The organism is Martelella radicis, assembly GCF_014196625.1.
Taxonomy (GTDB): Bacteria; Pseudomonadota; Alphaproteobacteria; order Rhizobiales; family Rhizobiaceae; genus Martelella; species Martelella radicis.
In genome coordinates this window covers 100195-126217 of record NZ_JACIDZ010000015.1, presented here as the reverse complement: position 1 = coordinate 126217, position 26023 = coordinate 100195, and the positions used below count along the sequence as shown (strand labels likewise).

Genomic DNA, 26023 nt, shown 5'->3' with positions numbered 1-26023 from the left:
ATAATTCAAACTCAACCAAAGACTGAGGGAGGGTTAGATGGTCAGGTCCGCACGCGGTGTAATCGGTTCAAATACCGGCATTTTTCTGAAGAAGAAGCGCCTGGCGAATCATACCGCTCTTTCCGGTGCCCTGGCTCTCAGCATGGTCGCTTTCGCAGCGTCTCCTTCCCTGGCAGTCGACAGAACCTGGGACTTCATTCCATCAAACGGAAATTTCGTTAACGGTTCGAACTGGAGCGGAAATACCGCCCCTGGCGCCGGTGATGGCGCAATCATCTCCGCCACCCTGACGCCCGCCTGGCTTGATCAGACCTATACCGTCCAGACAGTCACCGTAGGCAATGGCGGTGGTCTCACAATTCGCAACGGCGGCGACCTGACGGCTACGTCCATGACCGCCGATTTGTTCGGAAGCATCACAGTCGACGCAGGTGGCGTTTTCAACGGTGCGGCGATTGTGTCCGGCGGCTCCATTGTCAATTCCGGCACGGTGAACGGTACGACGTCAGTTTCCTCCGGGACGGCAACCAATAACGGCACGATCGATAACACGCTTGGCATTACTGGCGGGGTCGTCACCAATAATGGTTCTGTCACCGGGATGGTGACCAACTCCTCGCTCGGCCTCCTCGCGGTTCCAGGCTTCACCAATGCCAATGGCGGCTCGATCGGCGGGCTGACAAATTCCGGCCTTGCCACCAACGAGAGTGGCGGCACGATTGGCACGCTCTCCAACACCGGCGGCATCTTCACCAATGACGGCACGGTGACCGGGACAACGTCGATCTCCGGCGGCGTGGTGACCAACAACAGCGGCGGCGTTCTTGATGGTGCAACCACAATCACCGGCGGCATCACCACCAATGACGGTACGATCAATGGCGCGACGACGGTATCCGGCGCGCTGACGGTCTTCACCAACAATGGCACGATCGACAACACGCTCGGGGTTTCCGGCGGCGTGGTTACCAATAATGGTTCCGTCACAGGGATGGTGACCAATTCCTCGCTCGGCCTCCTTGCGGTTCCCGGTTTCACCAATGCCAATGGCGGCTCGATCGGCGGGCTGACAAATTCCGGCCTTGCCACCAATGAAAACGGCGGCACGATCGGCACGCTCTCCAACACCGGCGGAACCTTCACCAATTCCGGGACGGTTACGGGCACAACGTCAATCTCCGGCGGCGTGGTGACCAACAACAGCGGCGGCATCCTCGACGGCGCAACCACGATCACCGGCGGCATCACCACCAATGACGGCACGATCAATGGCGCGACGACGGTATCCGGCGCGCTGACGGTCTTCACCAATAACGGCACGATCGACAACACGCTCGGGGTTTCCGGCGGCGTGGTCACCAATAACGGCTCGATCACCGGCATGGTGACCAATTCCTCGCTCGGCCTCCTCGCGGTTCCAGGCTTCACCAATGCCAATGGCGGCACGATCGGCGGGCTGACCAATTCCGGCCTTGCCACCAATGAGAGCGGCGGCACGATTGGCACGCTCTCCAACACCGGCGGCATCTTCACCAATGACGGCACGGTGACCGGGACGACGGCGATCTCCGGCGGCGTGGTGACCAACAACAGCGGCGGCATCCTCGACGGCGCAACCACGATCACCGGCGGCATCACCACCAATGACGGCACGATCAATGGCGCGACGACGGTATCCGGCGCGCTGACGGTCTTCACCAACAATGGCACGATCGACAACACGCTTGGCATTACTGGCGGGGTCGTCACCAATAATGGTTCCGTCACAGGGATGGTGACCAATTCCTCGCTCGGCCTGGTCCTGGTTCCCGGCTTCACCAATGCGAGCGGCGGCACAATCGGCGGGCTGACAAATTCCGGCCTCGCCACCAATGAGAGCGGCGGCACGATCGGCACGCTCTCCAACACCGGCGGCATCTTCACCAATGACGGCACGGTGACGGGGACGACGGCGATCTCCGGCGGTGTGGTGACCAACAACAGCGGCGGCGTTCTTGATGGTGCAACCACAATCACCGGCGGCATCACCACCAATGACGGCACGATCAATGGCGCGACGACGGTATCCGGCGCGCTGACGGTCTTTACCAATAACGGCACGATCGACAACACGCTCGGGGTTTCCGGCGGCGTGGTGACCAATACCGGCACCGTGACTGGCGCCGCCTCCTTCTCCGGCGGCGTTGTCACCAATACGGCAAGCGGGCTGCTTGAGGGCGCAACTTCCGTGAGCGGCGGCGTGTTCACCAATGTCGGCACCATAGACAATACGCTTTCCGTATCAGGCGGTGTCGCCACAAACACCGGAACGGTCAATGGCGCGACCTCCGTCAGCGCCGGTATCTTCACCAATACCGGCACCATAGACGACACGCTTTCCGTATCAGGCGGTGTTGCCACAAACACCGGAACGGTCAATGGCGCGACCTCCGTCAGCGCCGGCGTCTTCACAAATACCGGCACCATAGACGACACGCTCGAAGTCTCCGGCGGCATTGCGACCAATACCGGCACCGTTGCTGGCCCCGCGCTGGTATCCGGCGGCCTGCTTACCAATACCGGCACGCTTCAGAGCACGCTCGACGTGACCGGCGGCTTCGTCGCCAACGAAGCGGGTGGCGATGTCGTCGGACTTACCACGATCTATGATGGCGATGTGACCAATGGCCTGATCTCGGGCGCGAATTTCGGCGCGGTGGTGAATTACTCGACCGGCGCGGTCAATTCCGAAGGCTTCACCAATGGCAGCTTCGGCCGCACCGAAAGCCTCGTCAACCACGGCTCGGCAACCAATCTGATCGGAGGATCGATCGGTACCGTTACCAACGAGGCCGGTTCCTTCAACAACAGTGGCAGCATCGATGGCGCCCTCATCGTCAATGGCGGTTTTGTCAACAACAACGGCAATGGCGTACTGAATGACGGCACGGTCGGCGGTCTGACGACGATTTCCAATGATGGCGTCGTGACCAACAGCGGCACGCTCGCAGACGTCACCAACAGCTCCTCTGCCGGCGGCGGCGGGACCGGTTTCATCAACGAGGCCGGAGGCGTCGCGGGCGCTCTGACCAATAGCGGCGGCGCAACCAACCAGGCAGGCGGCACCCTCGCCTCCGTGCTGAACACCGCCGGATCGTTCGCCAATGCGGGCAGCGTTACCGGAACGCTCGATGTGACCGGCGGACTTGCGGACAATACTGGCACGGTCGGCGGCCTGACGACGATCTCCAATGACGGCGTCGTCACCAACAGCGGCATGCTCGCCAACGTCACCAACGGCTCGTCTGCCGGCGGCGGCGGCTTCGGCTTCATCAACCAGAGCGGCGGCATGGCCGGAACGCTGACCAATAGCGGAAACGCCATCAACCAGACGGGCGGAACGCTTGCCTCGGTCATGACGTCGGCCGGCGGCTTTACCAATGACGGCAATGTCACCGGAGCGCTCGACGTGACGGGCGGGACGGCCAGCAACACCGGCACGGTCGGCGGCCTGACGACGATCTCCAATGATGGCGTCGTCACCAACAGCGGAACGCTTTCCGACGTCGCCAACAGTTCGTCTGCCGGCGGCAGCGGCTTTGGCTTCATCAACCAGAATGGCGGTGTGGCCGGTGCGCTCACCAACAGCGCGAACGCGGAGAACCAGACGGGCGGAACGCTTGCCTCCGTGACCAGCAATGCCGGTTTCTTCCGCAATGCAGGCACGGTCAGCGGTGATGTCGCCATCAATGGCGGTTCTGCGGAGAATACGGGCCGGATCGGCGGCGCAACCGATATCGCACTCGCCGGATTGCTGAACAATAGCGGCGTGATTGACGGTCTGACGACCAATAACGGCGTGTTCACCTCCACCGGCACGCTGAACGGCGGCCTGGTCAATTCGGGCGTAGCGGGCATACGCGGCGTGATCAACGGCATGATCACCAACACCAATGCGCTGGACGACAGCTTCGTTCTGACCGGAGACCTCTCCGGCAACGGCACGCTGGACAACCAGGGTACCTTCACGGCCTGGGGCGGATACACGATCGCGGGCATCGATATCGAGAATAACGGCACGCTCAACGCCTCGAACTTCAATACCGATACGAACACGCTCAAGTCCGCGGGAGCTTCCGCAACGACGCTGACCGTGGACGGCAACATAACCCGCGGCGGCCGGATCGCTCTTGGAACCTACGCGGATACGACGACCGATCGGATTGACGTTACCGGCGATTTCACCGGCGACGCCTTCGATCTGGCGCTCTATGGCCTCGAAAACCTCGATACGCCGGACGAGCGCACGCTGATTTCGATCGACGGCACCTATTCCGCCAAAGTCGGCAACGTCTATGGCCTTGGCAACACTGCAAACCCGCTGATCGTCAACAGCGTCCGCGAAAGCTCCAATGCGGTGTTCCTGTCGACCGCTCTGGACACGATCTCGATCGGAAGCACGCTCGGCGGCATCTATGCCACCCAGGCCTTCACCGGGATCACCACGAACCGGTTCGACGACAGCTATGTCACGGAAGTCGACGCAGCGCAGAAGGGCTGCAGTGCCGGAAGCTATACGCGGATGAATGGCGGCACGCTCAAGACGGCCTCGACGGCCTCTTCTGCTGGCTCCCCCAGCGCCAAGACGAACGCGAACACGACTTTCGGCGGCGTCGAGCTCGGCATCGACTATGGCTGCTTCGATCTCGGCCAGACCGGCGGTCAGGTCAATTTCGGCCTTCTCGGCGGTTTGAGCTCCGGTTCGGTCAGCAGCAACGAGACTGCCGGCGGCATCGGCTACAGTGGACTGAACGACTTCGACCAGCGCTATTTCGGCGCCTATGCATCCTATTTCGCGGGTCCGTTCATTGCCGAGTTGCGCACCACCTATGGCCGGACGTCCTACGACATCAACCAGATGCGCATGGCGCCCGGGCTTTCGACAACGGTCTTCGACCAGCCCGGCTTCGACGTCGACCAGTACACGGCCTCCGGTTATCTGGGCTACAGTTTCGACATGGACCGCTTCTCGCTGCTGCCTTCGATCGGGCTGTCCTATTCGAACAGCAGCTTCAAGGACGACCTCCTGGCCGCCAGCGGCACGCCGGCAAGGATCACGTTCGATGACATGGACACCCTTGTCGGTTCGGTGGGCCTGGCCGCTTCTGCATCCTTCGTGCTCGACGAAAACAAGGGCACCATTCAGCCCTTCCTGTCGGGAACCTACTACAACAACTTCGCCGACGACCCGACAGCGAACTATGTTTCCTCTGCGGGCATCAGGACGCCGATCACCACTTCGACCGTCGACAGCTACGGCGAAGTCAGCCTGGGCTTCAACTACCTAGCGCCTGCCATGGGCAACATGCGCCAGCTCAGCAGCCAGCTACGGGCAGACTTCCCCGTCGGCGACGACGTATCGGGCGCACAGGTCTCCCTGTCGATGCGCGTGCAGTTCTAGAGCAATTCGCCGTCAGGCGGTAACACCTGACGGCCGCGAAATTGCGTCAATATAAACAGATAGGGCAATTCCGCGTTTCCGGGAGACGGGCTCCCGGGCCCGGAAACGAAAATCGGGCCGGCAGCGCGTCATGCGCTGCCGGCTTTTTCTTGTCCGGACCTCTGCTGGAGCCGGGCTTCGCGCCTGCACGATCAAGCGGTCGCGCTCAGCCAAGGCTGACATCCAGGTCGCGGTTGGCACCGCCCCATCCTTCTGCCCGCCCGGACATGTCGGCAACCACATCACCACGTTCCGTCCGCCAGCGACGAGACCAACTTGACCGCGAAGACCGGACCTGAGAACTCATCGGGAACTCAGGCTCACGTGCCATCCGGAATGCCCCCGAACGCCCCGAACGGCGGGGCTGACCCAGCGCGAATACATGAACGGCCCTGAACAAGGCCTCTCGCTGCCGCTGGCGGCCTTCGCTTCCTGTCGAGGTGTTCCCTGCACGCGTCGCGTCGCGCGATCTGGTGGCCTTCCAAGAGCGCCTGGCGCAGGCTCCAGCCGCCCGAGCGAGGCTGCCGGGCGTCCTCCCGGAGGTTCCCGGCGAGGAAATCGTCGAGCAGTTTCCCGACCACAACCTCATACCCGGCTCCAATGTCGCGGAAATGCTGAGAGCCGATGCCTTTGCGAATCAAGGATACCGGAGAGCCGTGACGACGGACGGCGCATGCGGAAACGTCGTTCGAAGCCCCCGCCTCCCGGAAGGCCTCCGTTGGCGACCAGGGCCACACGCTGCGGTGCGCGCAGGACATCTCCAACGAACAAAGTCTGGCCGGCACCGGGAAATGCGCCGAAACGCGATCGCGAAATCCGAGCTTGCAGTTGGACCGACAATTGTCCTAAACGGCATAATAGAAAGGAAAAGAAATGGCGCACCTCGGAGGAGAAACTTCGAACGCGTTGGCGCAAGAATTCGATGATCTGAGTGCCCTTTTCGATACGCTTGCAGATTGGAACAAGCAACTTCAGCATATTGAGATTGAGTTCGAGGAGCCGCAGCCATGAGCGGTTCCGTTGCATCTCGCAAGCCCGAGCGTGATTTCCGCAGGGCTTCCCGTACCCGCAAACCGGATCGGCGCAAGAGAACGCCGCCGGTCTCCATCCGCCTCAGCGATGACGAGCGGCATTTGCTGGCTGCTCATGCAGGAGACAAGCCACTCAGCACCTATGTCCGGGACTATGTGCTGCGCGGACATAAGGCCAAGCGCAGGCCACGCCGGAAACAAGCTACCGCTGATCAAAAAGAGCTGGCTCTACTTCTGGCCCTGCTGGGCCGCTCGGAGATTTCGCCACTGCTGCGTGAGGTCCTGTCCTGTGCCGAAACCCGCAAGCTTTTGCTGGATGAGGAGATCAAAGCGGAGTTGCGGCAGGCCTGCGCCGATATCGCCACGATCCGCACAACCCTGATCCTGGCCCTTGGCCTCAGAAGCGGCGCGGTCTCATGATTCTTCACGGCAATCAGCGCGGCGGCGCGCGGGATTTAGCCGTGCATCTGGCGAAACCGGAAAACGAGCGCGTCGATGTCCATGAACTGCGCGGCTTTATCGCCGATGACCTTCAGGGCGCGTTTCAGGAATCTTACGCGATTAGCCGGGCCACCAAATGCAAACAGCATTTATTCTCGCTCAGCATCAATCCACCGTCCTCCGCCGAACTCGCGCCGGAGGATTTTATCGATGCGGCGGATCAGGTGGAAAAGCGTCTCGGTTTGGAGGGACAGCCCCGCGCCATTGTGTTTCACGAAAAGCGCGGAACGGACGGCGAACTTCGCCGTCACGCTCATGCTGTCTGGTGCCGGATTGATGCCGAGACCATGACGGCCAAACAACTTTCCTTCAGCCATGAGAAACTGCGGGAGGTCTCACGCGAACTGCATATCCAGCATGACCTGCAAATGCCGCCCGGTCTGATCCATTCCCATGATCGCAATCCGCGTAATTTTACGCTGGAACAATGGCAGCAATGCAAACGGGCCGAAAAAGACCCGCGCGCGGTGAAGGAAGCGTTTCAGGATAGCTGGGCCACCTCGGATTCCACCACGGCCTTCGCCCATGCTCTGGAAGAGCACGGCTATTTCCTTGCCAAAGGACGGCGCGGCCATATCGCCGTCGATTATCAGGGAGAAGCTTATGCCGTCTCCCGTTATGTCGGTGTGAAGGCGAAAGATGTCCGCGCCCGTCTTGGCGATGCCAAAGACTTGCCGTCTGTCGAGGAAGCCCATACCAAGGCCGCACAGCAGGTCACGGATCGGTTGAAGGAACTCGAAGCGGAACAGCGCAGGGAGTTGGAGCAAAAGCGTCAGCAGGCCCTTGTCGAGCGTGAGCGGCTGAAGGCCGAACAGGCCAAAGAAGCCGAACGGCTGCGCCGACAGCAGGACGAACGGCAAAGACTGGAAGAGGAAGCACGTCAAGCGCGCATCCGTCATGGTCTGTTTGGGCTCTGGGATCGCCTGACGGGCCGCCGTCAGCAAACAGAAACACAGAACCGGCAGGAAGCCGAACAGGCACAAGAGCGGGATCGCAAACAGGCAGACGAGCAGGCCAGGATTCGGACTGCTGAGGCTCAGCGTCAACGGGAACAGGCGAAGACTGCCCGCGCGCCGCATATCGAAGCCGTCAGAGAGCTGCGTACGGATATCAGGCAGCTCAGCCCGCACTTCTCCGCCAATGCCGACGAGCGCAGCAAAGCCTATATCGAGGAACAGCGAGCCAACGCGAATATGCCTCGGCGCAGCCGGTCACGCGATGGGCCGAGTTTTGATCGGTAGACGTTGCGCGCAACATGATGCGTTACGCCAGCCCAAACCGTTTCCGGGAGTGCCAGTCTCTTTCCTCCTGACCTGATCAGCGTCAGCCACAGCTCCATCAGGCCTTCATGGCCGGAATGGTGTGCGGACGGGCCGAAAGGCCCTGATGGTCGGGGCCTCCTTGAATATTCAGGAGGAAAGAATGACCCTTGTCACCCGTTCAGAACTGGCTGGCCTACGCATTGATGAGTTGCGCGGCCTGTTGCACCAAATATTCAACACTTTGGCCAAAACCGCTCCGGCAAGCCTTCAGCACCGCGAAGCGCTAGCATCACTGAAAAATATTCAGGCTGAACTGCGCTCGCGCGATCCGTCGCCATAGGAAACACGATACAGCGCACAAAGCGATAAGTAAAACCGCAATAGGTCTCTAAATATAAATTCTATACGATATTTAATTGAAACTTATCAAATAATAATCTATGTATAAAAAATATTATTTAGGAGGATTGTAGAATTTATATTGAAATTTAAAAAAGAAAATCGAATCCTGAGGTCAATATTTATGCATTCATGCTTTGTTGTGGCCCCCATCGGGATGTCAACTGGATCTTTGGGGTTATGCTTTTCGGCGGTTACACAATCAAATAATCTATTTGAAATTTCAATCAAATCAGTAATAGGCTTCGGCGCTCTAGGAATGTCATCTGCAATTGGCTTGTTAGGTGCAGAGATAATGAATCGTGACAGCAGAACTCACTCAGTCAAAGATATTCGACCATAACTAGAATCAATTATGCATACTCGATCAGCCGATTTCATGATATTTTTTGATTGGACACTAATTGGAAGCTTGAAATGGCAGATCGCGACAATCCAGCGCCAGCTAGTCAAACATCCGACCCACCTGACGGTGACGGTAGCGAATTTGATCAATATAATAACGCCTCGTCGGAAAACAACGATAGTAATATCCAATCATCTATTTCTGAAAAAAGATTTAATATAATAGAGTTAACATCTGTCGCAGGTATATTTTTTACCGCTCTTTTATTTATAATTTCTGCTTTGCAAGCATATACATCAAATAAAACGATGATTATTATGCAAGCTCAATTTAATGAAACTCAAAATGAAATAAAGGCAAATTTTATTCTTGAAGATAAAGTTCAATCAAATAAAATTTCAAATGCTATAAAAGACAATTTATCTGATTTAGAGGTGCTGGCAAATTGTGATGATTGGGAATATATTAACAAGGAAAGTCAGATAAACATATTAAATATTTCAGATATATACCTATCTGACGTTCAATATCTTCATCAACTAGCAATTATATATGATCTCAAAGACGAATGGTCAGTTATATGCTCCCGGAGGAAGCGCTTTCTGGATGGGCACTGCCTACTCAGGGATCGCGTCATGGAGCGCATACAGTCACTAAACGGACCGTTAAGGGGAGACTATGAAAAATGCGTATTGCAGCCTTCTTTACAATGATGATTTTATTGTCATCTGCAGGGTATCTTAATTCTTCATCAGATGCTCTCGCGCAAGATGATGTTGTTGAATGTAGGTTTGATGACATTCTTCCAAGTGGAACTCTAGATTTACCTGCCGATTCTATAGAGTGCTCTGAAGTCATGAAACAATATCAGGAAGCGTCGGCGCAATTTTCTAAAGCTCTATGCGGGTCAGAACTGATTAAAAGGCTTATGATTATGGGAGTATATTCAGGTCTATTGCCTCTTCTTGAGCACGCGGCTGCGGATTTTTCTCAAGCTAGAGAAAATTACACGGCTTTGGCGAGCTATGAATTTACTTCAGATATCACCACTTTACCTAGGTATAAAGAGATGACTTCTGCTTTGCTCTTTTCCGGCATTGATCGTGTACCGGAGTCATATAGTGACGTATTTCTAATACTATCGAATTCCTCGGCGGAAGCGGAAGCCCTTCTCCTATTAATTTCAGAAAATATTGATGTCTTTCAAAGATCTGCGAGCGAGGGACAGCGTGTATTTCGTGATTATATATTTAGAGCTGGCGGAATTTATTACTCCTCTGAAAGTTTTTTTGCGGGATCTTTTGGAGAACGAGATCCGTAAAATTGAAAAAAAACTTGGAGCCTTAGCTTTTATTGTCGCGTTCAAGAGAAGATTGCAGCAATTCGACTAGGGCAGATCGTTGCTCCGGTTTGAGCTTGTCCAGATTGCGCTGCCGCCAGCGGATCGCCGGAAGGTCGGCTACATGGCTGATTTGCAACAAGGACCAATCCGGCTCGCCGCGCTCGAAGCCGATGAGAAATTCACAGTGATGATCCGGCATCCCGCCGATCAGCATCTCGATCATTTCATGCTGCGTTTCGATCAGTTCCTCGATGGCAACAGCCTCCTCGGTCATGCCCTCGAAGCCGTTGCGGTATTCATTCGCAAGGTCTTTGACGCGGCCTGAAAGCACCTCGCCCATAGGGCGGTTGTGGCTGAGCAGATAGACGATGAATGCTTCGCGGAGGTCGTCGCTCAGCCCTTCATGGGCAAGCAGACCGCGCACGTCGAAAAGGTCGCGCGGGTGCTGACGGTCCAGCGCTGCAACCAGCTTGCCCGCAAACAGGTCTTCGAAGGAAACGACGCTGGTTTCGGCAAAGCCGAAGGCCTCTTCCACGGCCTCGGTGACGGGGATTGTGGCAGGCTCATGAACCACGCCGCGCAACACGGGCGAGACTTCGATCTTCACCTGCGTTCCCTCGGCCATTACGAGAAGGCGCAGGATCGCGCCATCATGAACGTTTTCGGTGACACGCGCGCCGGGCAGTTCCGCCAGAGCTGCCCCCCTGATACGCTTCATTGCCGCGTCGATGTCCGCCAGCGCCTCCGGCCTGTCATTCACGGGCAGATACATCAGATCGATATCCACGGAGAGGCGCGGCAGGTTGCGCACAAAAAGATTGATCGCCGTTCCGCCCTTGAGCGCAAAACAGGTTTCGCGCGCCACGATGGGAATAAGGCGCATGAGAAGCCGGACTTGGGCCTGGTATTGATCACGAAACGGCATTGAGGTCCTCCGGCACGGTTATGAGATAGACCGGATCGAGCTTGCCGCCGGGGACAAGCATGCGCTTGCCTTTGCCGAGATCGATGGCGGTTTTGTCCAGACGCTTGAGCCAAGCATGGCCATGGCGATCCGCAAAATAAAAGAACAGGCGTTTGACCTTCACGCTGTCGCAATCCACCAGTAGCTTTTGCAGCCGCCTCGGGCTGAAATTTGCTGCGCTCTGCATGATCATGTCGGCCTGATGGAAACTCTCATGGCGCGGCAATTCATCGAGCATTTCGAGATAGGCGCGCTCGGGCTGCGAAAGCGTCAATGGCCAATCCCATTGCCCCCAGGCAAGCGAGGTCAAACTGCCGCCCTGAAAGCGGGTGAGATCGCGGCCTGTTCCCTCCGCGACATTCCAGGCAAGACTGCCAAGCCCCTGCGTGATCGGATCATTGCGGAAAAGGGTCGCGCTGTTGTGATAGACAAAACGCTGGGGAAGGTTCAGCTTGTCCAGCCATGCGGGCGGCTTTTCCGGACCGTAGAGGTGAACGGTCTTAGTCTCGTGCGAAAGATAATGCGCGAATCCCTGTAGCTCCAATGCCGTGCGCCCACCGACATAGAACGGCGCGCGCAAAAGCAGGGTCTGGAGCGATATGACGACTTGCTGCCAGCTCAGCGTGCCGCGCGGTCTTCTATAGACGCTGCGCGCGGGCTGTTCGAGCCAGCCGTTCTTGACGTAGTAGGCGCGCAGATTGCTGGCGATACCGCGCTGTTCCAGCCAAGCGGCATCCACGACCAAACCTTCGGGGAGGTCTTTCTCAAGTCGGTTTAATAGTGACGCAGATTGCTCAGCCATATTGAGTATATTACACGATTCTCAAACCGACCTCAAGTTTGAATATGTCCGAATAAGCTCAGTCCTGTTGAGCATATTAAATAATATTCAAACCAAACCTACCAACGCCCGCCGATGGCGCGCGCGATTTTTCCGCCATCAGGAGGGGAACCGCCGCTTCACGCGGCGGCTCCTTCTTTGGTGTCTGCACCGCTTTGCAAACCATGCAGGAAATCGGCGGCGCGCTGCGCATGGGCGGCGGCGCTGAAGATCGCGCGCTTGTCTTCTTTCAGCACCTTGAGCCAACTTTGAATATAGGCCGCATGATCCGTGCCTGGTTCGGGCGTCAATTCCAAATCGGCGCAAAGAAACGCCGCGCCAAGCTCGGCAACCAGTTCTTCACGGGCATAGCCTTCATCACCCCATGTCTTACGGCCAAAGCTGCGATCCAGCCGTCTGGGGTGTTTTGTCCAGTGCGTGACCTCATGCGCCAACGTCGCATAATAGGCCTCTGGGCTGCGAAAGCTCTCGAAATAGGGCATTTGCACATGATCGCGGCCACCACTGTAAAAGGCTTGATTGCCGCCATGGCGAATATCGGCACGGGTCGCGGCAAAGAAGGCTTCGGCATGTTCGATCCGTTGGGCAGGGTCAATCACTGGCTCGGGCTTCGTGTAATAATGCTCGGGCAATCCTTCGATTTGTTCAACGTTGAAAACCGTATAGGCTTTCATGAACGGAATGTGCCGCTCTTCCTCGCTGCCGTCATCCTGTTCTTCGGTCTTGGTGATGGTGTTGGCGTAAACAACCATATTGCCGCGCTCGCCCTTGCGCACATGCGCGCCAAGCTCCTTGGCCTGTTTGAAGGTCATCCAATAGGGTGAGAAAAAGCCCGCCTCGATGGCCGCGCCCCACAGCATCAGAACATTGATGCCGCTATAAGCCAATCCATTATGCCGCAACGGCTTGGTGATCCGTCCCTCCATATTGCCAGCACTCCAAGGCTTCAGCCAAGTCAGCTCGCCCCTTTCCAGATCGGCAACAATCTTGCCGGTTACTTGCTTATAGACATCTGTTTTCATTTCCTTTTTCCTTTGATCGTGTTGCGCATGCAACCGATCTGCCCCTCTGGCGAAGAGAGGGGGGAAACCGTCCAGACCAAAAGCGTCAGGGGTGGTGCGGGCGCAGGCGAACGCCGAGCCACGGCCCGGATGCTTTTGCCCAAAGGGCTTGGTCTTGACGGAGGACGGGGCTGCAAGCCCCAAAACAGAAAGCGGGAATATCGCAGGGCGCGTAAAAGAGCCCTGCTCAGCAAAAGGGCCGCGAAAGGCGGCCCGTCAAACGCAAGGGATGGAAGCCGGATGGCCGAGACCACTGGCTCGGTTCACGACAGCCCGGTCCCGCCAAGGCGGGATGCGTGGAAGCGGACATTCAATGTATAAATTCGATTTCCCGTCAAAATTTCTGTAAAAACACAAGTTCCTATGTATTATTACCTATGAACAAGATCATGGGAGGAGAAAATGAGTCATAACTTCGAAATGCTTAAGGCTCACATTCTTCTACTGTCGGTATCAAAAGACTTCAACGTCGCGAGAACGGAATGGGTTCTCGAAGATCTGGAGATAAGCGAAGAATGGGACCAGTGCCCTTGCGGGCAAGATATTAAGGAGCACTGCTATATTCATAACCGCCTGACGGGAGCTAAGACCTATGTTGGCAACGTTTGTATAAATCGGTTTATGGATATCTCTACCGGCAACCTGTTCGCAGGGCTGAAACGCATAGCCAAGGACAATGAGGCAAACGCAAACAGTGACGTTATCGAGTATGCCTATCGGAGTGGCTATCTGTTTAGTGAAAAAGAATACACATTCCTGAAACAAACAAAAAACAAGCGAAATTTGTCGCGAAAACAAGTTGAATGGAAGGTTAAGATAAACCGTCGGATTCTAAACCATACCATCGTCCAAAAAAGAACGAGTCGTTAAATTCGCCGTCAAAGGCACTGAAATGGAAAACAATCAGGATGCATATTGAAAAGCTTGCACTTAAAAATTTTAAAAGATTCCGTGACAGTCTGTTTGATTTCAATTCAGATATAAACATCCTTGTCGGTGATAATGCATCCGGGAAAAGCAGTCTTCTCGAAGCAATTGATATTGTTTTGAACAAAAGCTACCGCGGTCAATCAATTGATTCCAACCTCACTATTGATCTGTTCAACAATTCCTGCACAGAGGAGTTTGTGGCGAGTGATAAAACTCAGGATAAGCTCCCTGAAATTCTTGTCGAGGCGTATTTGGTTGGATGCCCGGAGCACAAGGGTAACAAAAACACCCTCGGTGAGAACCGGGACGGCCTTTTTGTCCGAATTGCTTTCAACGATCAGTTGGGGTCAGCCTATGCGGATTTTCTCAAAGAAAATCCCGATCTTCAGACAATACCAATCGAGTTCTATCAGGTTGAATGGTTCAATTTCGGCTGGAAGGCTCAAAATAGCTTTTCCAAGCAAATGAAGTGCCTGTTCGTCGACCCACCGCGATTGCATCCGAATTTTGGCTCCAAGAAATATATATCCGACATTGTCACCAAAAACCTTGAGCCGAATACTCGCTCACTTCTGAATTTGAACTTTAGAAGGTTAAAGCAAAAATTTGATGAGGAGCCGGACATCAAGAAGGTCAACGCCGACTTGGACAGCGATAACACCGTTACAGATAAAGACCTTCAAATTTCAGTCGATTTCGCCTCAAAGACGACTTGGGAAAACAACTTGCAGCTCAATGTGGACGATGTTCCCTTTTCTCAGATTGGCAAAGGAGAGCAACACCAGATTCAAATCAAGCTCGCACTTTGGCAGAAGGCGAAAAACACACATGTTGTAATGATTGAGGAGCCCGAGAACCACCTGTCACACATGAACTTGGTGAAATTGGTGGATTACATCGAAGGTAATTCGGAGGGGCAACAAGTGTTCGTTTCCACCCATAGTTCCTATGTTCTCAACAAGCTCAGTTTTGAGAAAATTTGCTTGCTTGCGGACGGTTACAAGCGTCTTTCAGAGGTGGACAGTGACACAGTAAAAACACTGAAACGTCTGCCTGGTTATGACACTCTGAGAATAGTTCTCTGTTCGAAAGTCATATTGGTTGAGGGGCCTTCAGATGAGCTTTTGCTCAAGAAAATATACCTCAAAAATACGAAAAAATTACCAGAAGCGGACGGCATCGACATCATAGTAGTACGCGGCATTGGCTTCAGGAACTACCTGAACATTGTTCGCCATCTGGGAAACAAAACTCACGTTGTCAAAGACAATGATCATGATTATGCGGCAAACATTAACTCATGGAAAGCGCCTTTTGAAGGTTTCGATTTCATCAAAGTGTTCTCTCCAGAAGATAACAATTTGCATTCACTGGAGCCCGCTCTGATTGAGGCAAATTCATCGGATTTGGAGCAGTTGAATAAGCTTGCTGCCGTAGTGCTAGGACCGCAAGTTTTTGCAGATTACAGTGCCCTCCCAGAAGATAAAGCTGAAAGGCAAGAATTTCTGAGGAAACGATATCAGGGTAATAACAGTGGTGCGGAAAAAGTTAGCACTGCCATGAGAATCTTCGACAGCGCGGAGGACATTATATTTCCTGACTATTTGAAGGAGGCTCTTGATTTTGGCGACTAGGAAACTTGTGCTCGCAAGCGCTGGCGCGGGGAAAACAAGAGAGATTATTGACGAGGCGGTTGGGCGATATGAAGCCGGGGAAGCCGTGTTGATCCTTACTTACACGCAGAACAACCAAATTGAGCTTCACCGCCGCGTTGCTCGGAGATTGGGCGCTGTTCCGAACAGGATTCACATAAAGGGCTGGTTCACCTTTCTCCTTGAGGATCTAATTCGCCCCTATCAATTGCCTTTTTTCGAAAAGCGGATCGAGAATATAAATTTTAACGAGAGCAGTCCCCACAAGCTTCCAAATCAGAAATTTCAAATTCGGGGGCGCCAGGAATACCAGCGTGATGGGAAACTCAACGCGAAACATTTCCTGACAAGTTCGAGAGACCAGGCCCACACAGCATTCCTGTCGAAGCTTGTCTGCCGGATAGCTGAAGCTCCGGAAACTAGCTCGCAGCGCAAAGCGGGACGAAAAACCATAAAGACGGGATACGCTCTCGAGCGACTAGCAGAGATATACAGCGCCGTAATCATCGATGAAGTGCAAGATCTGACTGGCTGGGATTATGTGGTTTTGGAAAAGCTATCCATGTTGGCAGAGCTAAACATTACGTCTGTAGGTGATTTTCGCCAGACAATCTATGTTACTCATCACGATAGCAAGAAGCCCGGAACGATAGCGGAAAAACTGGAGACGTTTAAACAGTTGGGTTTCGATGTAGAAAACCGGTTTGTCAGTCATCGCTGTATTACACCGATCTGCGAATTTGCAGATGGCATACACGCGGCACTGAAGTTGCCTCCGACTAAATCGCTCGTGGGCCAAGTTGATGACCAGCATCAGGGGGTGTTTGCGGTAAGCAGAGAGCATGTTGAAGGTTACATCGAGCTTTTTAAGCCAACGATTTTGAGAGATCGGAGGGATGTTGCGATCGAGCTGTGCGCTAGTCGCGAAGCTTTCAACTTTGGAGAAGCGAAAGGTCTTCAGTTTGATCGAACACTTATCATTCCGACACCGCGACAGCAGAGATATATTTCGGGCGACGAAGCCGCTTTCGGTGGAATGAAAACGGATAAAGAAATCAACCGCTTTTATGTGGCTACAACGCGGGCCAGGCTTAGTGTGGCGTTCCTGTCAAGCTCAGATCAAATACGAAAAGGTATGAACGCTTGGACTCCCGCTGAGAGCGGGCCAAATAGCTGAGAGGGATGCAACGGGAGATGCGCAGCAAGTCTCCCTTGCCGAGCCAGCCGAAGGTTGGCGAGTGTTGCGTGGGATGACCCACGCACACCTTGCGCAACGCGCTTTTGCGCGTAAGGCGTCTTTATTAACTGCTCTGCGCCGTCGTCGACTGGTTCTCTCAGCTAGTGTTATCGTGGAAACTTTCGATCACGCCGCAAAGCGCGTTCTGCATTAAAGCCCTCGAGGAAGCGCTCGGTCGTAAGCGGCAATGCCTGACTCTTTTCAATCGATATCAGCCGCGCTGATATCGACTACGAGCGGACAGTGATCACTTAACTGGCGATACGCAGGCGGTTCGGACGAGCCGAACGGAGCGCCATTTAGCTTCGAACAGTACCCGCTGAGCCGCGCTTGGACCTCCCGTGCCTCTTCCATTGGCTCGGCTATGATGATGTGATCGAGCCAGCCACAAGCGCCTCGAAAGTATTCGGAACAGCGGAGTTGTGGTTCCACTAAACGAAAACCCGGTGCTTCGCCGGTAATCTTGCGACGAAGGAATTCAATTTCTTCTGCGGCGTTCATGCGATCATCCGCGCCCATCGTATTGAAATCGCCAAGCACAATAATGTCACTATCATTTTGAATGCTCCGAAGGTGCTCCGAAAGGTTGTCCAACCGCTCGACAGTTTCCTGTCGGTGATCAAAATCCCTGGCACTAGTGCCTGAATCGCTATGCAGGGCAACGATATGAAAATCGACGCCTCCGCCTATCGCACGCGCATAAGCTGCGCGCCCGGGTCTCAGGTTATTCTGGCAGGGATGGGCATCGTCTTCAGCGGCTCCATTCATCTGCCAGGCATCAAAAGGCTCAGAGAGGCTGACACGCTCAGCATTATAGAGAAACCCGACATGCTGGACGTGTTCTCCCCCACATTCTTGGAGATCAATCCGCCAGTCGCCACCGAGAAAGGCTTCGAGGCCATCTGTGACTGCCGCCCATGCGACATCGGCTTCGCGTGTTGCGGTTATTTCTTGGAGGGCAAGGATATCGGGTTGGATGTAAGCGAGCGCGCAAGATAGCCAAGCGAGATCGGTTTCCTTACCGGGACGCCTAGGGTCCCCAACTGGAAACCAACGAATGTTCCATGTAGCAATACGCAGATTTTGGTCCAGGTTTCCATTCAATCGCTCTCCACTCCATACGGCCTCTTCGCATTTTCCCGGACTTTCAAAGACGTCAGTGATAGCTTCAACCTCGCCCGGCATTGCTTTCGGCTTGCCCATGCTCGACCGGGCGGGTTCTATATATTTCTTAATAATCCAGGCGAGCGGCCCGTCATCAATCTGGACTCTGAGCCATCGACCACCGTGAGCTGTTTCCTTTATCTCCCCTTCTGCTCCATCTATGCCGCGCCCAAACATGCTAGAGCGGGACTCGCTGTGAAGTGGCACGCCGAGAGGACTGGTCGGGTGCAAAACGACTCGGTTGCCCACCGTGAGTTCTTGCGCTGAAGCAAGTAGTGGGAAGAGAATAATGACCGCCCAGAGTGCCGCTACGAGGTACCGTCTCATGAAACTTCTCCGCTTGAAAATGTGAGTGGCAAGCGCCCCACAGTTTTGTGAGAGTCTAAGAAAATCCGAATTGTTCATCGGTTCTGGATACTATAATTTTTCGACACAAAACAAATTACCGTTGGATGAGCATAGAGTCGATATCATTTTTATGAAAATTATCCTCTTGAAAGAAGGCTAATTTTCCTACAGCATGATTTTACAACGGATTTTAATAATATGGCAGCTCTGCTGAGGAACTAGAATTTTTCATTTTGTTTTTGTGACGGCTACGTTGCGAAAGCATTGACAGGATGTTTTCTGGCCAAGGAGAGTAGCGATGCAATACCGAGAAAACAGCATTGGTAAGTTTACCGGGCGAAACGGCTACTTTCTTCACGTAGTTCCAGTTGCGTTCGTCGCATTTTTCGTGGCTTTTCCGGTATGTGCACAGACGAATTCGGAAGTCCGTGATCGCATGATACAGCAATCCATTGCGTCATATTCTGGAAGTTGTCCCTGTCCGTTCAATCGTGCAAGCAATGGCAGTCGTTGCGGTGGCCGCAGTGCATATTCGAGGCCGGGCGGCAGTGCCCCTTATTGCTTTCACGGCGATATTTCTGACGAGGCAGTCGAACGCTACCGGCAAACATACGGCTTGAATAATGGCAGTATTGCGATTGCTCCGGATGAAATCCGCAAGTTGCAGCAAGCGCTGAACGCCGCTGGGTATAAAGCGGGAGCGGAGGACGGGCTTATGGGGCCGCAAACGCGTCGAGCGCTGATGCAATGGCAAAGAGATGGGCAACCGCCGCTCGGGCATACTGGGCTTGACGACACCATTGAGCGTTTGCTGAACTAGACGAATTGGGGGGTATGAATGAAGCGTATCGTCATATGTTGCGATGGAACATGGAACCGCCTTTCGGCGCCACAGCTGACAAATGTGGTCAAGTTCTCGGAACTGGTCGCCCCGCGTGATGCGGAAGGCACGCTGCAAATTGTCTACTATGATGAGGGTGTGGGCACCGGCCACGCGACAGCGCGATGGCTCGACACTATCTTGGGGGGCATGTTTGGCATTGGTCTTATGGCTAATGTAATGGAGGCGTATCGCTTCCTAGTTTTCAACTATGAACTCGGTGATGAGATATACATTCTGGGCTTTTCCCGTGGAGCCTATACGGCCCGTTCGCTTGGCGGTATGATCCGCAACTGCGGCATTATCAGACGCCAGAGTGCCCACAAGATCGCCGATGCGGAGAAGCTCTATCGCAGCCGTGATCCCGATGCCCATCCTGATCGGTGGCAAAGTCTAGAATTCCGAGAAAAGTATGCACCACAAATGTATCTTAATGACGAGGAATTCGTTTGGCGCAAGAAGCGCAGCCCGCAGATCACGCGCGAAACCTGCCAAAAATTGAAGATACGTTTCATTGGCGTTTGGGATACGGTCGGGGCGCTTGGCGTTCCCAATCATTTGTGGATCGCGAAATGGTTCAATGGGGATAAACAGTTTCACGACCCGCGTCTCAGTAGCACTGTTGAGCGGGCAGCCCACGCCGTCGCAATCGACGAACGGCGCAAAACTTTTCCGCCTCGCCTGTGGTCAAATATCGATGACCTCAACGGCACCGAAGGGGAAAGTTTCTATCAGCAAGTCTGGTTTCCGGGTGATCATGGCAGCGTAGGGGGGGGAGGAGAACGAACCGGTCTTTCCGACAATGCGCTTGCCTGGATGGCGGACCAATCGAAACGCGCCGGCTTGGCTTTCCTCGAAGCACCGTTGTCGGCTATCCGGTCCGGGGCCGACTATCGTACGGCGCTCAAGAATACTGACAGGGTGGGCTTTTTCGGCCGCATCTTTCAAATTCTGCCAAAGGCGGATCGCACAGGGCCAGACCGGATCGTCTGGCTTTCCAATTTTGCAAAGCAGCGTGTATTGGAAAGCCCAGAAAACCTGCCCGAGAAACGAGACTACAGACCCGGCGCGCTCAGACCATTAATCGAATTCATCATGCGCGAGAACAGTGATGTATGATGCAGCGAGCTATATCGAGCGGAGCAGGAACGTCCTGCGGATCGGTGATCGGAAGACCATACGTGGGCTTCAAGGATACGAAAGCTTTTGATTCTCCTGAGGGGATCGACAGGCGCAGGGATAGCGAAGTATCATTGCGAATGATTGGTCGACGATATGTTTTTTCTGTTCTGGAATGAGTTCGATATACTGCAAGAGAAATACCTTGAAAGTGAATGGGGAGCACGCAGCATCTCAATTCTGCGGTAACGCACTCAGTTCATAATAGGAATTGACGCGACTGGACTCGAAGGGCAGGCAGGCCCCGGACAATCCCATGCTTGCAACCAGACAGAGCTATCTGCATTACCATATACCGAGCCTACATTGCCTCCGTTCGAGCTAACGCATGAAGCCAAGACCAAACAAAGCAATGTTAGGAATACGTGCCGCATAGTCTCCCTCTCCTTTTTGCGCCTGGTGAAGCCCTGCTCACGTTGGAAAAAACAACCTCACAGAGAGGGACAGGCAAAATCGCCGATTAGTGCCACCAGAAGTGTAAAGCAAGTCGATGCATAAAACTGGTTGCGGACAATCAACAGGCAGTCTCACCACTCCCTCGCAGCCTTTCCAATCTCTAGCCTAGGTCCTCTTAAATGCCGACAAAGAGCAACAAACACGGTCAAACTTCGTGTCAACTTCGTCTCCTTAGCTCCGTTGTCAGGACATGTATCATCCTCCCGAATTCGAGATCGAGAGCATCGTTGTCAGGAAGCTCGTCTAGGCGTTTATGGGATATACCATCATCCCACCTGCGGAATTTTCTTATATAGTCGGACGCATGATCGGAAACGTAGATCTCGGCTATGCAGAGCGCATCCGAAAGATCCATGCGGCATTTATTTCTATCCTCTATGAATCCTTTTTTCCTGTCCAAGGGGTCGCCTTCCAAGGGTTCGCCACTTTCCAGTTCGAATTTTGAAATAATAATCAAGCGCTTCCAGCTTACAATGTAACGGTTCGCACAACGGCTTACTTCTTCCAGTATTTCTAGACGGCGCAGCTCCCTTGCTCTGTTCCGCGAGAAATTCTCCTGCCATCGCGGGAAAAGCACCGAGGCGAACAAACCGCCAACGACTATGGCGATGAGTGGAGGAATCCACTCCTTCAAAATAATATACGAAACAGAGTGTTCTGTCAGATTATCAAACACAATTTGATCAGAAATCTCCTGAAAAACTCACAGAATTGAATATACATAAATAAAAATAGAGATACAACTCATTGATTTTTGAAATTTTGGCTGGTCTCGACGGATCTGAACGGGCTAGAAACTGTGTTTAGACCTTTTCTGAGCTTCAGCTTTCTTTCCAGGAAAAAAACAACGTATCCGCGATGGGTTCCAACGTTTCTCGCACGGCCTTGACACGTTGCTCGATCTCGCCCAGTTCCGCCATGATATCGATGAGGCAATCGATCATGATTTCGTGCTCTCTGTCTCTCATAACGTCAACTCCAACCTTCTGAAGCTGCGCCGCATGGTTTGGACGGAGACATTAGCGTGGCGGGCAACGTCTGCCAGCGTAACGCCGTCATCATTGATGGCGCGGTGGGCGACGCGAATGTCGCTGTCGGCAAGGATCGGCTTTCGCCCCAGATGCACACCGCGCTTCTTGGCGGCGGCCATTTTCTCACGGGTGCGGCGGGAAATGATGGCACGCTCGTATTCGGCATTGTTCACGCTGTCGATAAACCACTTGCGGCCCTCCGGCGTGCGCGTGTCGATGCGCTGATAGATGGATTCGAAGGCGATGCCTTCCCGGTGCAGTGCATCGAGAAACTGAATGCCTTCCAGCGTCGAGCGGAAGGCCCGATCAATTGATGGGACTACGAATGTATCGCCGGGCTTCAGATCGGCGCGAGCGCGTTGAAGGCCGGGACGATGGGCGGCAACGGCGGAGATGGCTTCGTCCATGAAGACAGGATCACAGCCTGCCGCTTCGAGCATATCCTGATACTGGAACAGTGTTTGTTTATCGGTGGAAACGCGGGCATAGCCAATCCGCCGCCCGCCTGAAACGTCATTGGAATTCAAAATCATAAGGGAGCCTCCCGTCTGCCATAAGGGATCGGTTGTGATCCTGCGGCATTGGCCAGCTCCCTGATTTTCCGTGTTCTTAAAATAGCCCGGAAACGCGCTGTTCTCAAGTTATACATATTATTTACCTCCTCAAAATATCGTATAGTTCAGAAACGATCCCTTATGATCGCCATAAAGGGTGCCGTATTGACAGTAATATTTAGTGTTTCTTCCGTTTTATCCACACCGGCATTGGCAGGTCAGAACGTGCGCACCAAAGAATTTCTGTCCTTTGGTGACGAGGCAAAGGCGCAATTCATCGGCTCGACGATCTGGACTGCGAGTGTCATCGCAACCCAGATCGAGCAAAGCATGGCTGATTGTATTGCCGACTGGTACACCGACGATCCCGCAACCGTGAAACAGCGCAATGCGGAAATCCTGAACATCATGGCCGATTATCCCGACAGCTATCCCACAGGGATCGTCGTCGCGGTCATTCAGAAACAGTGCGGTAAGTTCGGCGGTTGATCAGAGCGATGGAACGAGATTGGCGGTTTTCACAACCGCCAGTTCGTGATCCGCCTGTATCCCGGGGCTGTTATCGGAAACCAGTGAATCCAGCCTCCTGTCCATCGTCTCGATGTCATCGGTGATGGACTTCATCTCAGCGCGGAGATTGTCGATTTCGTCTTTCTTGAGCGGATGATCACGGTCGTCCAGATCATTCCCGATCTCGCCAAGTCGCAGGCTCATGGCGCGACCTTCATGGGATAGAGCTTCCAGCCGTTCGAGACGTTGCTTTTGATCCTGATAGGTCTCAAGGCTTGGCCGTCCGGTCCAGTCGAACCCTTCGGCAATGGCGTCGTCAACGCGGTCTCCATCTGCTGACCACGCTTCGCCATGGCGGTTCATAAAGGCCTTTTCACCATTGGGGAGCGTGATCGCTTTATCAAGGGTACCGTCAATTTCGCGCTGCATATGGATGATGGCATCATCGATGCGGGCCTGGAAGGCTTGTGCCCGGTTCTGCGCCTCGCGGTTTTCCTTCACGGCGGCGTTGTAGACAAAGGCATAGGCTGGATCGAGCAAGGCCAGTTCAAGTGCTGAAAGACGTTTTCCGTTTTTGCCGTCAGACGCCTCGCCGCGCGCCAGGGCCCTTGCTTTAGGGCTTAGGAACCGCGCAATCCTGCCGACATCATCGCCATTGCGCTCATTGTTGAGATCGTTCAGATCGGCAAGGCGGCGCTTTTCCGCTGCCGCATCTTCAATCTCCCGAAACCCGCTATCTGCCTCGTCCATCTCCCCTCATTGCTTTGGTTTTATTGACATTCCAATTGTACCAGAAGTTGATTTCGTGAGTCAAAATACTTATGATTTTAATAATATTATATCTTTGATATATTTATTCATTGTAAAAAAAATATTATATTGATTACATTGCGATTGCAAAAGTAAAAATGAAGAAAGATGGATAAAAAATTTAAAAAAATAGAAAGTGAATATTGTACCTTTTTAAAAATACAGAAAACTACCTTGAAATCAGGATTAATGGCGGTATTCCGTAACAATACGGCCCTACAAGAATCCAAAGGGTATATAGATTTAAAAGGAAAATTTCACGACCTGACCGCGACGGACTGGATTGGAGTGGAGAAGCTGGAGAAACGTAGAGATATGCTCATTTCTCAAAAAATAAATCCTGTCGAGACAGACAAAGCAATTGCTGAGTATCATAGTAATGACGATGGTTATTACCATTACATCTAGCTTTCCGGGACGCGCAAGGCTAGATATTTTCTGATTTGTGGATCGATGGCTTCCAAAGAAACCAATCCAAAAGATGGTGATAAGCCACATCGCCATTTCTTGAGGTCGTATCTATCCAGTTTTGCGAGTGATTTCGCTCTATAAATGACAATACCACTAGAAAATATTCCAGACGCGGCATGTGGCGAAAATCCATTATATGATCCCGCTAACGCATCAACTGAATTAAATGAACTTCTTTGCTTAACATTTAGATAACTTACTTGAATGTGTTTTGTATTGTCATCTTTTGTTATAATTGTATATTTTCCGTTTCTGTGAAGAGCGTACCCTTGGAAGTATTGTCGAACCCAACTTGCGCCCCAGAATCTATAGTGCATTATCTCTTCATAGTGCATAACACCAAGGGCACCAATTCTAATCTTTGCGCAAGACACGATTGCTTTCCCAGGAGCCCGGAGAGATGGGCGAAGAACAGCAAAAGTACCGACAAGAGATTCGTCATTTCCGACATCTGAAACTGTGACATCTAGAAAAGATGACAACGAAAAGAAAAGCGGATCGTTAACACCCTCTATCGACCGAATTCCTGCGTCGATATGAATAAAACCGTTACTCTCTAAGTAGTTATAAAGCGATAAAAAAATAAGATCATTAAATTTGTTCATATACTTTTGAGATAAGTCAATATAATTAATAGATATTCTATTAGCTAAATCGATAGTATCTTCTATATTGTAATTACCTGATATTTCGTCAATTTCACTAAAATAATTATAGAATATAGATCTAGATATTTTTCCTTTTGCATCTCCAGTATTTTTAAATTTATTATGCTTGTCAACAATATCATTGCAATAGTTGACAAGGCCGGAAACAAAACCACTTCTTCCTTTGTATAAATTTGCGCAAAGCAATAAATATAGCAAATTTTTCTTATTGTAGTTCAGAGCCATTTTTCCAAAGCGGTCTAATTGGATTCCGTCGGTGTTTCTTAGGCAAAATCTGGACTGAAGTCCCCGATTTTGGATGCGTTTTGTCAAGCGGTGACAATAGGCTTCGCTATTCTAATCTTGTGATGAAGAAAACAGGTCCTGTGAAATCTGATCAAAGGTTTCACCTTCGGCACGAGATAGAGGATAGTATCATGAACAGGACGGCAAACAACAGGCCCGACACAGCCCAGAGCCTTTCGAACAAGGTGATATCGAACGGTATCGCGGCTTATCTCACCGCAGGCGTTGCGCCGGGGATCATCGATCTGACCGGCCCCTGGGCGGTTCGGTATTTTACCGGAATTTACGGACAGGATGTGGAGGGCCTTGTCTGGGTCTGCCATTCGATCCTGACGGCGGGCCTCGTCTTTCTGGGGCTCTCCCGTTCGATCTCGATCATGCTCTCCCTGATCGGCATTTCGTTCGCCCGCTACGGCTGGCGCTTCATGGCGGTGTAGGCGGGAGGCGTCCAATGACAGGCGAACAATTCACCGCATGGCTCTGGGGTAGCGGCATGGCGTTTATCGCAAGCGGCATTGCCTTCTCCCTCGACCATCCCGAATCCGGCGGAGCGGCAGGCACCGCCATCGTCCTCGGCGTGATCCTCTGCGCCCGGGCCTATCTCAGCAAATCCTGAACCGAA

25 protein-coding genes are annotated in these 26023 nt (G+C 53.1%); 16 read left to right on the top strand and 9 right to left on the bottom strand.

Features of this window, described 5'->3' with window-relative positions; translation table 11 throughout:
• Positions 1-37 precede the first annotated feature (37 nt).
• From GGR30_RS19455 to GGR30_RS19425, 7 genes are all read left to right on the top strand, one after another.
• On the top strand, positions 38-5440 hold the full coding sequence (locus tag GGR30_RS19455) for a hypothetical protein (RefSeq protein ID WP_183489992.1): 5403 nt from the start codon (positions 38-40) through the stop codon (positions 5438-5440).
• Positions 5441-6352: 912 nt separating this feature from the next.
• Positions 6353-6490 (top strand): hypothetical protein, encoded by a 138-nt coding sequence (locus tag GGR30_RS19450; RefSeq protein ID WP_183489990.1) that lies wholly within the window; start codon positions 6353-6355, stop codon positions 6488-6490.
• On the top strand, positions 6487-6930 hold the full coding sequence (locus GGR30_RS19445; protein ID WP_183489986.1) for a hypothetical protein: 444 nt from the start codon (positions 6487-6489) through the stop codon (positions 6928-6930). Before GGR30_RS19450 ends, GGR30_RS19445 begins: the two co-directional genes overlap by 4 nt.
• Positions 6927-8252, top strand: a complete 1326-nt coding sequence (locus GGR30_RS19440) for a relaxase/mobilization nuclease domain-containing protein (RefSeq protein ID WP_183489983.1) — start codon at positions 6927-6929, stop codon at positions 8250-8252. The genes GGR30_RS19445 and GGR30_RS19440 overlap by 4 nt, the downstream gene beginning before the upstream one ends.
• Positions 8253-8433: 181 nt before the next feature.
• On the top strand, positions 8434-8613 hold the full coding sequence (locus tag GGR30_RS19435; RefSeq protein WP_183489980.1) for a hypothetical protein: 180 nt from the start codon (positions 8434-8436) through the stop codon (positions 8611-8613).
• A gap of 476 nt (positions 8614-9089) precedes the next feature.
• Positions 9090-9731: a hypothetical protein gene (locus tag GGR30_RS19430; RefSeq protein ID WP_183489977.1), complete on the top strand. Its 642-nt coding sequence runs from the start codon at positions 9090-9092 to the stop codon at positions 9729-9731.
• Positions 9704-10339: a hypothetical protein gene (locus GGR30_RS19425; RefSeq protein WP_183489974.1), complete on the top strand. Its 636-nt coding sequence runs from the start codon at positions 9704-9706 to the stop codon at positions 10337-10339. Before GGR30_RS19430 ends, GGR30_RS19425 begins: the two co-directional genes overlap by 28 nt.
• 22 nt (positions 10340-10361) lie before the next feature.
• Here GGR30_RS19425 and GGR30_RS19420 read toward each other — a convergent pair whose 3' ends face one another.
• The 3 genes from GGR30_RS19420 to GGR30_RS19410 all read right to left on the bottom strand — a co-directional run bounded on the left by GGR30_RS19420 (position 10362) and on the right by GGR30_RS19410 (position 13187).
• The gene (locus GGR30_RS19420) at positions 10362-11285 is read right to left on the bottom strand and encodes a nucleotidyl transferase AbiEii/AbiGii toxin family protein (RefSeq protein ID WP_183489971.1); all 924 of its coding nucleotides are present in this window, start codon (positions 11283-11285) and stop codon (positions 10362-10364) included.
• Positions 11272-12126, bottom strand: coding sequence for a type IV toxin-antitoxin system AbiEi family antitoxin domain-containing protein (locus GGR30_RS19415; RefSeq protein WP_183489968.1), 855 nt, complete (start codon positions 12124-12126; stop codon positions 11272-11274). The genes GGR30_RS19420 and GGR30_RS19415 overlap by 14 nt, the downstream gene beginning before the upstream one ends.
• 158 nt (positions 12127-12284) lie before the next feature.
• A complete protein-coding gene (locus GGR30_RS19410) occupies positions 12285-13187 on the bottom strand; it encodes an ArdC family protein (RefSeq protein ID WP_183489965.1) in 903 nt (300 codons plus the stop codon).
• 441 nt (positions 13188-13628) lie between these two features.
• Between GGR30_RS19410 and GGR30_RS19405 the strand changes: the two genes are divergently transcribed.
• The 3 genes from GGR30_RS19405 to GGR30_RS19395 are packed head-to-tail and all read left to right on the top strand — an operon-like array spanning position 13629 to position 16985.
• Entirely contained in the window at positions 13629-14096 is a 468-nt protein-coding gene (locus tag GGR30_RS19405) for a hypothetical protein (RefSeq protein WP_183489962.1), read from the top strand.
• A 38-nt stretch (positions 14097-14134) separates the two neighbouring features.
• Positions 14135-15790, top strand: a complete 1656-nt coding sequence (locus tag GGR30_RS19400) for an ATP-dependent nuclease (protein WP_183489959.1) — start codon at positions 14135-14137, stop codon at positions 15788-15790.
• Entirely contained in the window at positions 15780-16985 is a 1206-nt protein-coding gene (locus GGR30_RS19395; protein WP_183489956.1) for a UvrD-helicase domain-containing protein, read from the top strand. Before GGR30_RS19400 ends, GGR30_RS19395 begins: the two co-directional genes overlap by 11 nt.
• A 261-nt stretch (positions 16986-17246) precedes the next feature.
• Here the strand turns inward: GGR30_RS19395 and GGR30_RS19390 are convergent, their stop codons facing one another.
• Positions 17247-18536 carry an endonuclease/exonuclease/phosphatase family protein gene (locus GGR30_RS19390; RefSeq protein ID WP_183489953.1) on the bottom strand — a complete coding sequence of 430 codons (1290 nt, stop codon included), beginning with the start codon at positions 18534-18536 and terminating at the stop codon, positions 17247-17249.
• A 319-nt stretch (positions 18537-18855) separates the two neighbouring features.
• Between GGR30_RS19390 and GGR30_RS19385 the strand changes: the two genes are divergently transcribed.
• Positions 18856-19377 carry a peptidoglycan-binding domain-containing protein gene (locus tag GGR30_RS19385; protein ID WP_183489950.1) on the top strand — a complete coding sequence of 174 codons (522 nt, stop codon included), beginning with the start codon at positions 18856-18858 and terminating at the stop codon, positions 19375-19377.
• Between the two features lie 18 nt (positions 19378-19395).
• The gene (locus GGR30_RS19380; protein WP_183489946.1) at positions 19396-20556 is read left to right on the top strand and encodes a DUF2235 domain-containing protein; all 1161 of its coding nucleotides are present in this window, start codon (positions 19396-19398) and stop codon (positions 20554-20556) included.
• Between the two features lie 673 nt (positions 20557-21229).
• On the opposite strand, the gene GGR30_RS19375 is transcribed toward GGR30_RS19380, so the two are convergent.
• The 3 genes from GGR30_RS19375 to GGR30_RS19365 form a co-directional block, all read right to left on the bottom strand.
• Positions 21230-21748 carry a hypothetical protein gene (locus GGR30_RS19375; protein ID WP_183489944.1) on the bottom strand — a complete coding sequence of 173 codons (519 nt, stop codon included), beginning with the start codon at positions 21746-21748 and terminating at the stop codon, positions 21230-21232.
• 145 nt (positions 21749-21893) lie between these two features.
• Positions 21894-22040: a hypothetical protein gene (locus tag GGR30_RS19370; RefSeq protein ID WP_183489941.1), complete on the bottom strand. Its 147-nt coding sequence runs from the start codon at positions 22038-22040 to the stop codon at positions 21894-21896.
• Positions 22037-22636, bottom strand: a complete 600-nt coding sequence (locus GGR30_RS19365) for a recombinase family protein (RefSeq protein ID WP_183489939.1) — start codon at positions 22634-22636, stop codon at positions 22037-22039. Before GGR30_RS19365 ends, GGR30_RS19370 begins: the two co-directional genes overlap by 4 nt.
• Before the next feature lie 162 nt (positions 22637-22798).
• On the opposite strand from GGR30_RS19365, the gene GGR30_RS19360 reads away from it, so the two are divergent.
• Positions 22799-23146, top strand: coding sequence for a hypothetical protein (locus tag GGR30_RS19360; protein WP_183489936.1), 348 nt, complete (start codon positions 22799-22801; stop codon positions 23144-23146).
• Here GGR30_RS19360 and GGR30_RS19355 read toward each other — a convergent pair whose 3' ends face one another.
• Positions 23147-23917: a hypothetical protein gene (locus GGR30_RS19355; RefSeq protein ID WP_183489932.1), complete on the bottom strand. Its 771-nt coding sequence runs from the start codon at positions 23915-23917 to the stop codon at positions 23147-23149. It abuts the gene before it with no gap.
• Positions 23918-24085: 168 nt separating this feature from the next.
• On the opposite strand from GGR30_RS19355, the gene GGR30_RS19350 reads away from it, so the two are divergent.
• Positions 24086-24385, top strand: coding sequence for a hypothetical protein (locus GGR30_RS19350; RefSeq protein WP_183489929.1), 300 nt, complete (start codon positions 24086-24088; stop codon positions 24383-24385).
• Here GGR30_RS19350 and GGR30_RS19345 read toward each other — a convergent pair.
• Positions 24382-25341, bottom strand: coding sequence for a hypothetical protein (locus tag GGR30_RS19345; RefSeq protein ID WP_183489926.1), 960 nt, complete (start codon positions 25339-25341; stop codon positions 24382-24384). The two genes, GGR30_RS19350 and GGR30_RS19345, sit on opposite strands and share 4 nt — an antisense overlap.
• A gap of 191 nt (positions 25342-25532) precedes the next feature.
• Between GGR30_RS19345 and GGR30_RS19340 the strand changes: the two genes are divergently transcribed.
• Positions 25533-25838 carry a hypothetical protein gene (locus tag GGR30_RS19340; protein WP_183489923.1) on the top strand — a complete coding sequence of 102 codons (306 nt, stop codon included), beginning with the start codon at positions 25533-25535 and terminating at the stop codon, positions 25836-25838.
• A gap of 14 nt (positions 25839-25852) precedes the next feature.
• Positions 25853-26017 carry a hypothetical protein gene (locus tag GGR30_RS19335; protein WP_183489920.1) on the top strand — a complete coding sequence of 55 codons (165 nt, stop codon included), beginning with the start codon at positions 25853-25855 and terminating at the stop codon, positions 26015-26017.
• Positions 26018-26023 lie beyond the last annotated feature (6 nt).

Coding starts and splice junctions, on each gene's coding strand:
- GGR30_RS19440 (WP_183489983.1), top strand. CDS start 6,927: ATGATTCTTCACGGCAATCAGCGCGGCGGCGCGCGGGATTTAGCCGTG.
- GGR30_RS19455 (WP_183489992.1), top strand. CDS start 38: ATGGTCAGGTCCGCACGCGGTGTAATCGGTTCAAATACCGGCATTTTT.
- GGR30_RS19390 (WP_183489953.1), bottom strand. CDS start 18,536: ATGAGACGGTACCTCGTAGCGGCACTCTGGGCGGTCATTATTCTCTTC.
- GGR30_RS19435 (WP_183489980.1), top strand. CDS start 8,434: ATGACCCTTGTCACCCGTTCAGAACTGGCTGGCCTACGCATTGATGAG.
- GGR30_RS19445 (WP_183489986.1), top strand. CDS start 6,487: ATGAGCGGTTCCGTTGCATCTCGCAAGCCCGAGCGTGATTTCCGCAGG.
- GGR30_RS19350 (WP_183489929.1), top strand. CDS start 24,086: ATGGATAAAAAATTTAAAAAAATAGAAAGTGAATATTGTACCTTTTTA.
- GGR30_RS19410 (WP_183489965.1), bottom strand. CDS start 13,187: ATGAAAACAGATGTCTATAAGCAAGTAACCGGCAAGATTGTTGCCGAT.
- GGR30_RS19425 (WP_183489974.1), top strand. CDS start 9,704: ATGCGTATTGCAGCCTTCTTTACAATGATGATTTTATTGTCATCTGCA.
- GGR30_RS19380 (WP_183489946.1), top strand. CDS start 19,396: ATGAAGCGTATCGTCATATGTTGCGATGGAACATGGAACCGCCTTTCG.
- GGR30_RS19345 (WP_183489926.1), bottom strand. CDS start 25,341: ATGGCTCTGAACTACAATAAGAAAAATTTGCTATATTTATTGCTTTGC.
- GGR30_RS19360 (WP_183489936.1), top strand. CDS start 22,799: ATGATCGCCATAAAGGGTGCCGTATTGACAGTAATATTTAGTGTTTCT.
- GGR30_RS19335 (WP_183489920.1), top strand. CDS start 25,853: ATGACAGGCGAACAATTCACCGCATGGCTCTGGGGTAGCGGCATGGCG.
- GGR30_RS19415 (WP_183489968.1), bottom strand. CDS start 12,126: ATGGCTGAGCAATCTGCGTCACTATTAAACCGACTTGAGAAAGACCTC.
- GGR30_RS19355 (WP_183489932.1), bottom strand. CDS start 23,917: ATGGACGAGGCAGATAGCGGGTTTCGGGAGATTGAAGATGCGGCAGCG.
- GGR30_RS19430 (WP_183489977.1), top strand. CDS start 9,090: ATGGCAGATCGCGACAATCCAGCGCCAGCTAGTCAAACATCCGACCCA.
- GGR30_RS19385 (WP_183489950.1), top strand. CDS start 18,856: ATGCAATACCGAGAAAACAGCATTGGTAAGTTTACCGGGCGAAACGGC.
- GGR30_RS19450 (WP_183489990.1), top strand. CDS start 6,353: ATGGCGCACCTCGGAGGAGAAACTTCGAACGCGTTGGCGCAAGAATTC.
- GGR30_RS19340 (WP_183489923.1), top strand. CDS start 25,533: ATGAACAGGACGGCAAACAACAGGCCCGACACAGCCCAGAGCCTTTCG.
- GGR30_RS19400 (WP_183489959.1), top strand. CDS start 14,135: ATGCATATTGAAAAGCTTGCACTTAAAAATTTTAAAAGATTCCGTGAC.
- GGR30_RS19370 (WP_183489941.1), bottom strand. CDS start 22,040: ATGAGAGACAGAGAGCACGAAATCATGATCGATTGCCTCATCGATATC.
- GGR30_RS19405 (WP_183489962.1), top strand. CDS start 13,629: ATGAGTCATAACTTCGAAATGCTTAAGGCTCACATTCTTCTACTGTCG.
- GGR30_RS19420 (WP_183489971.1), bottom strand. CDS start 11,285: ATGCCGTTTCGTGATCAATACCAGGCCCAAGTCCGGCTTCTCATGCGC.
- GGR30_RS19365 (WP_183489939.1), bottom strand. CDS start 22,636: ATGATTTTGAATTCCAATGACGTTTCAGGCGGGCGGCGGATTGGCTAT.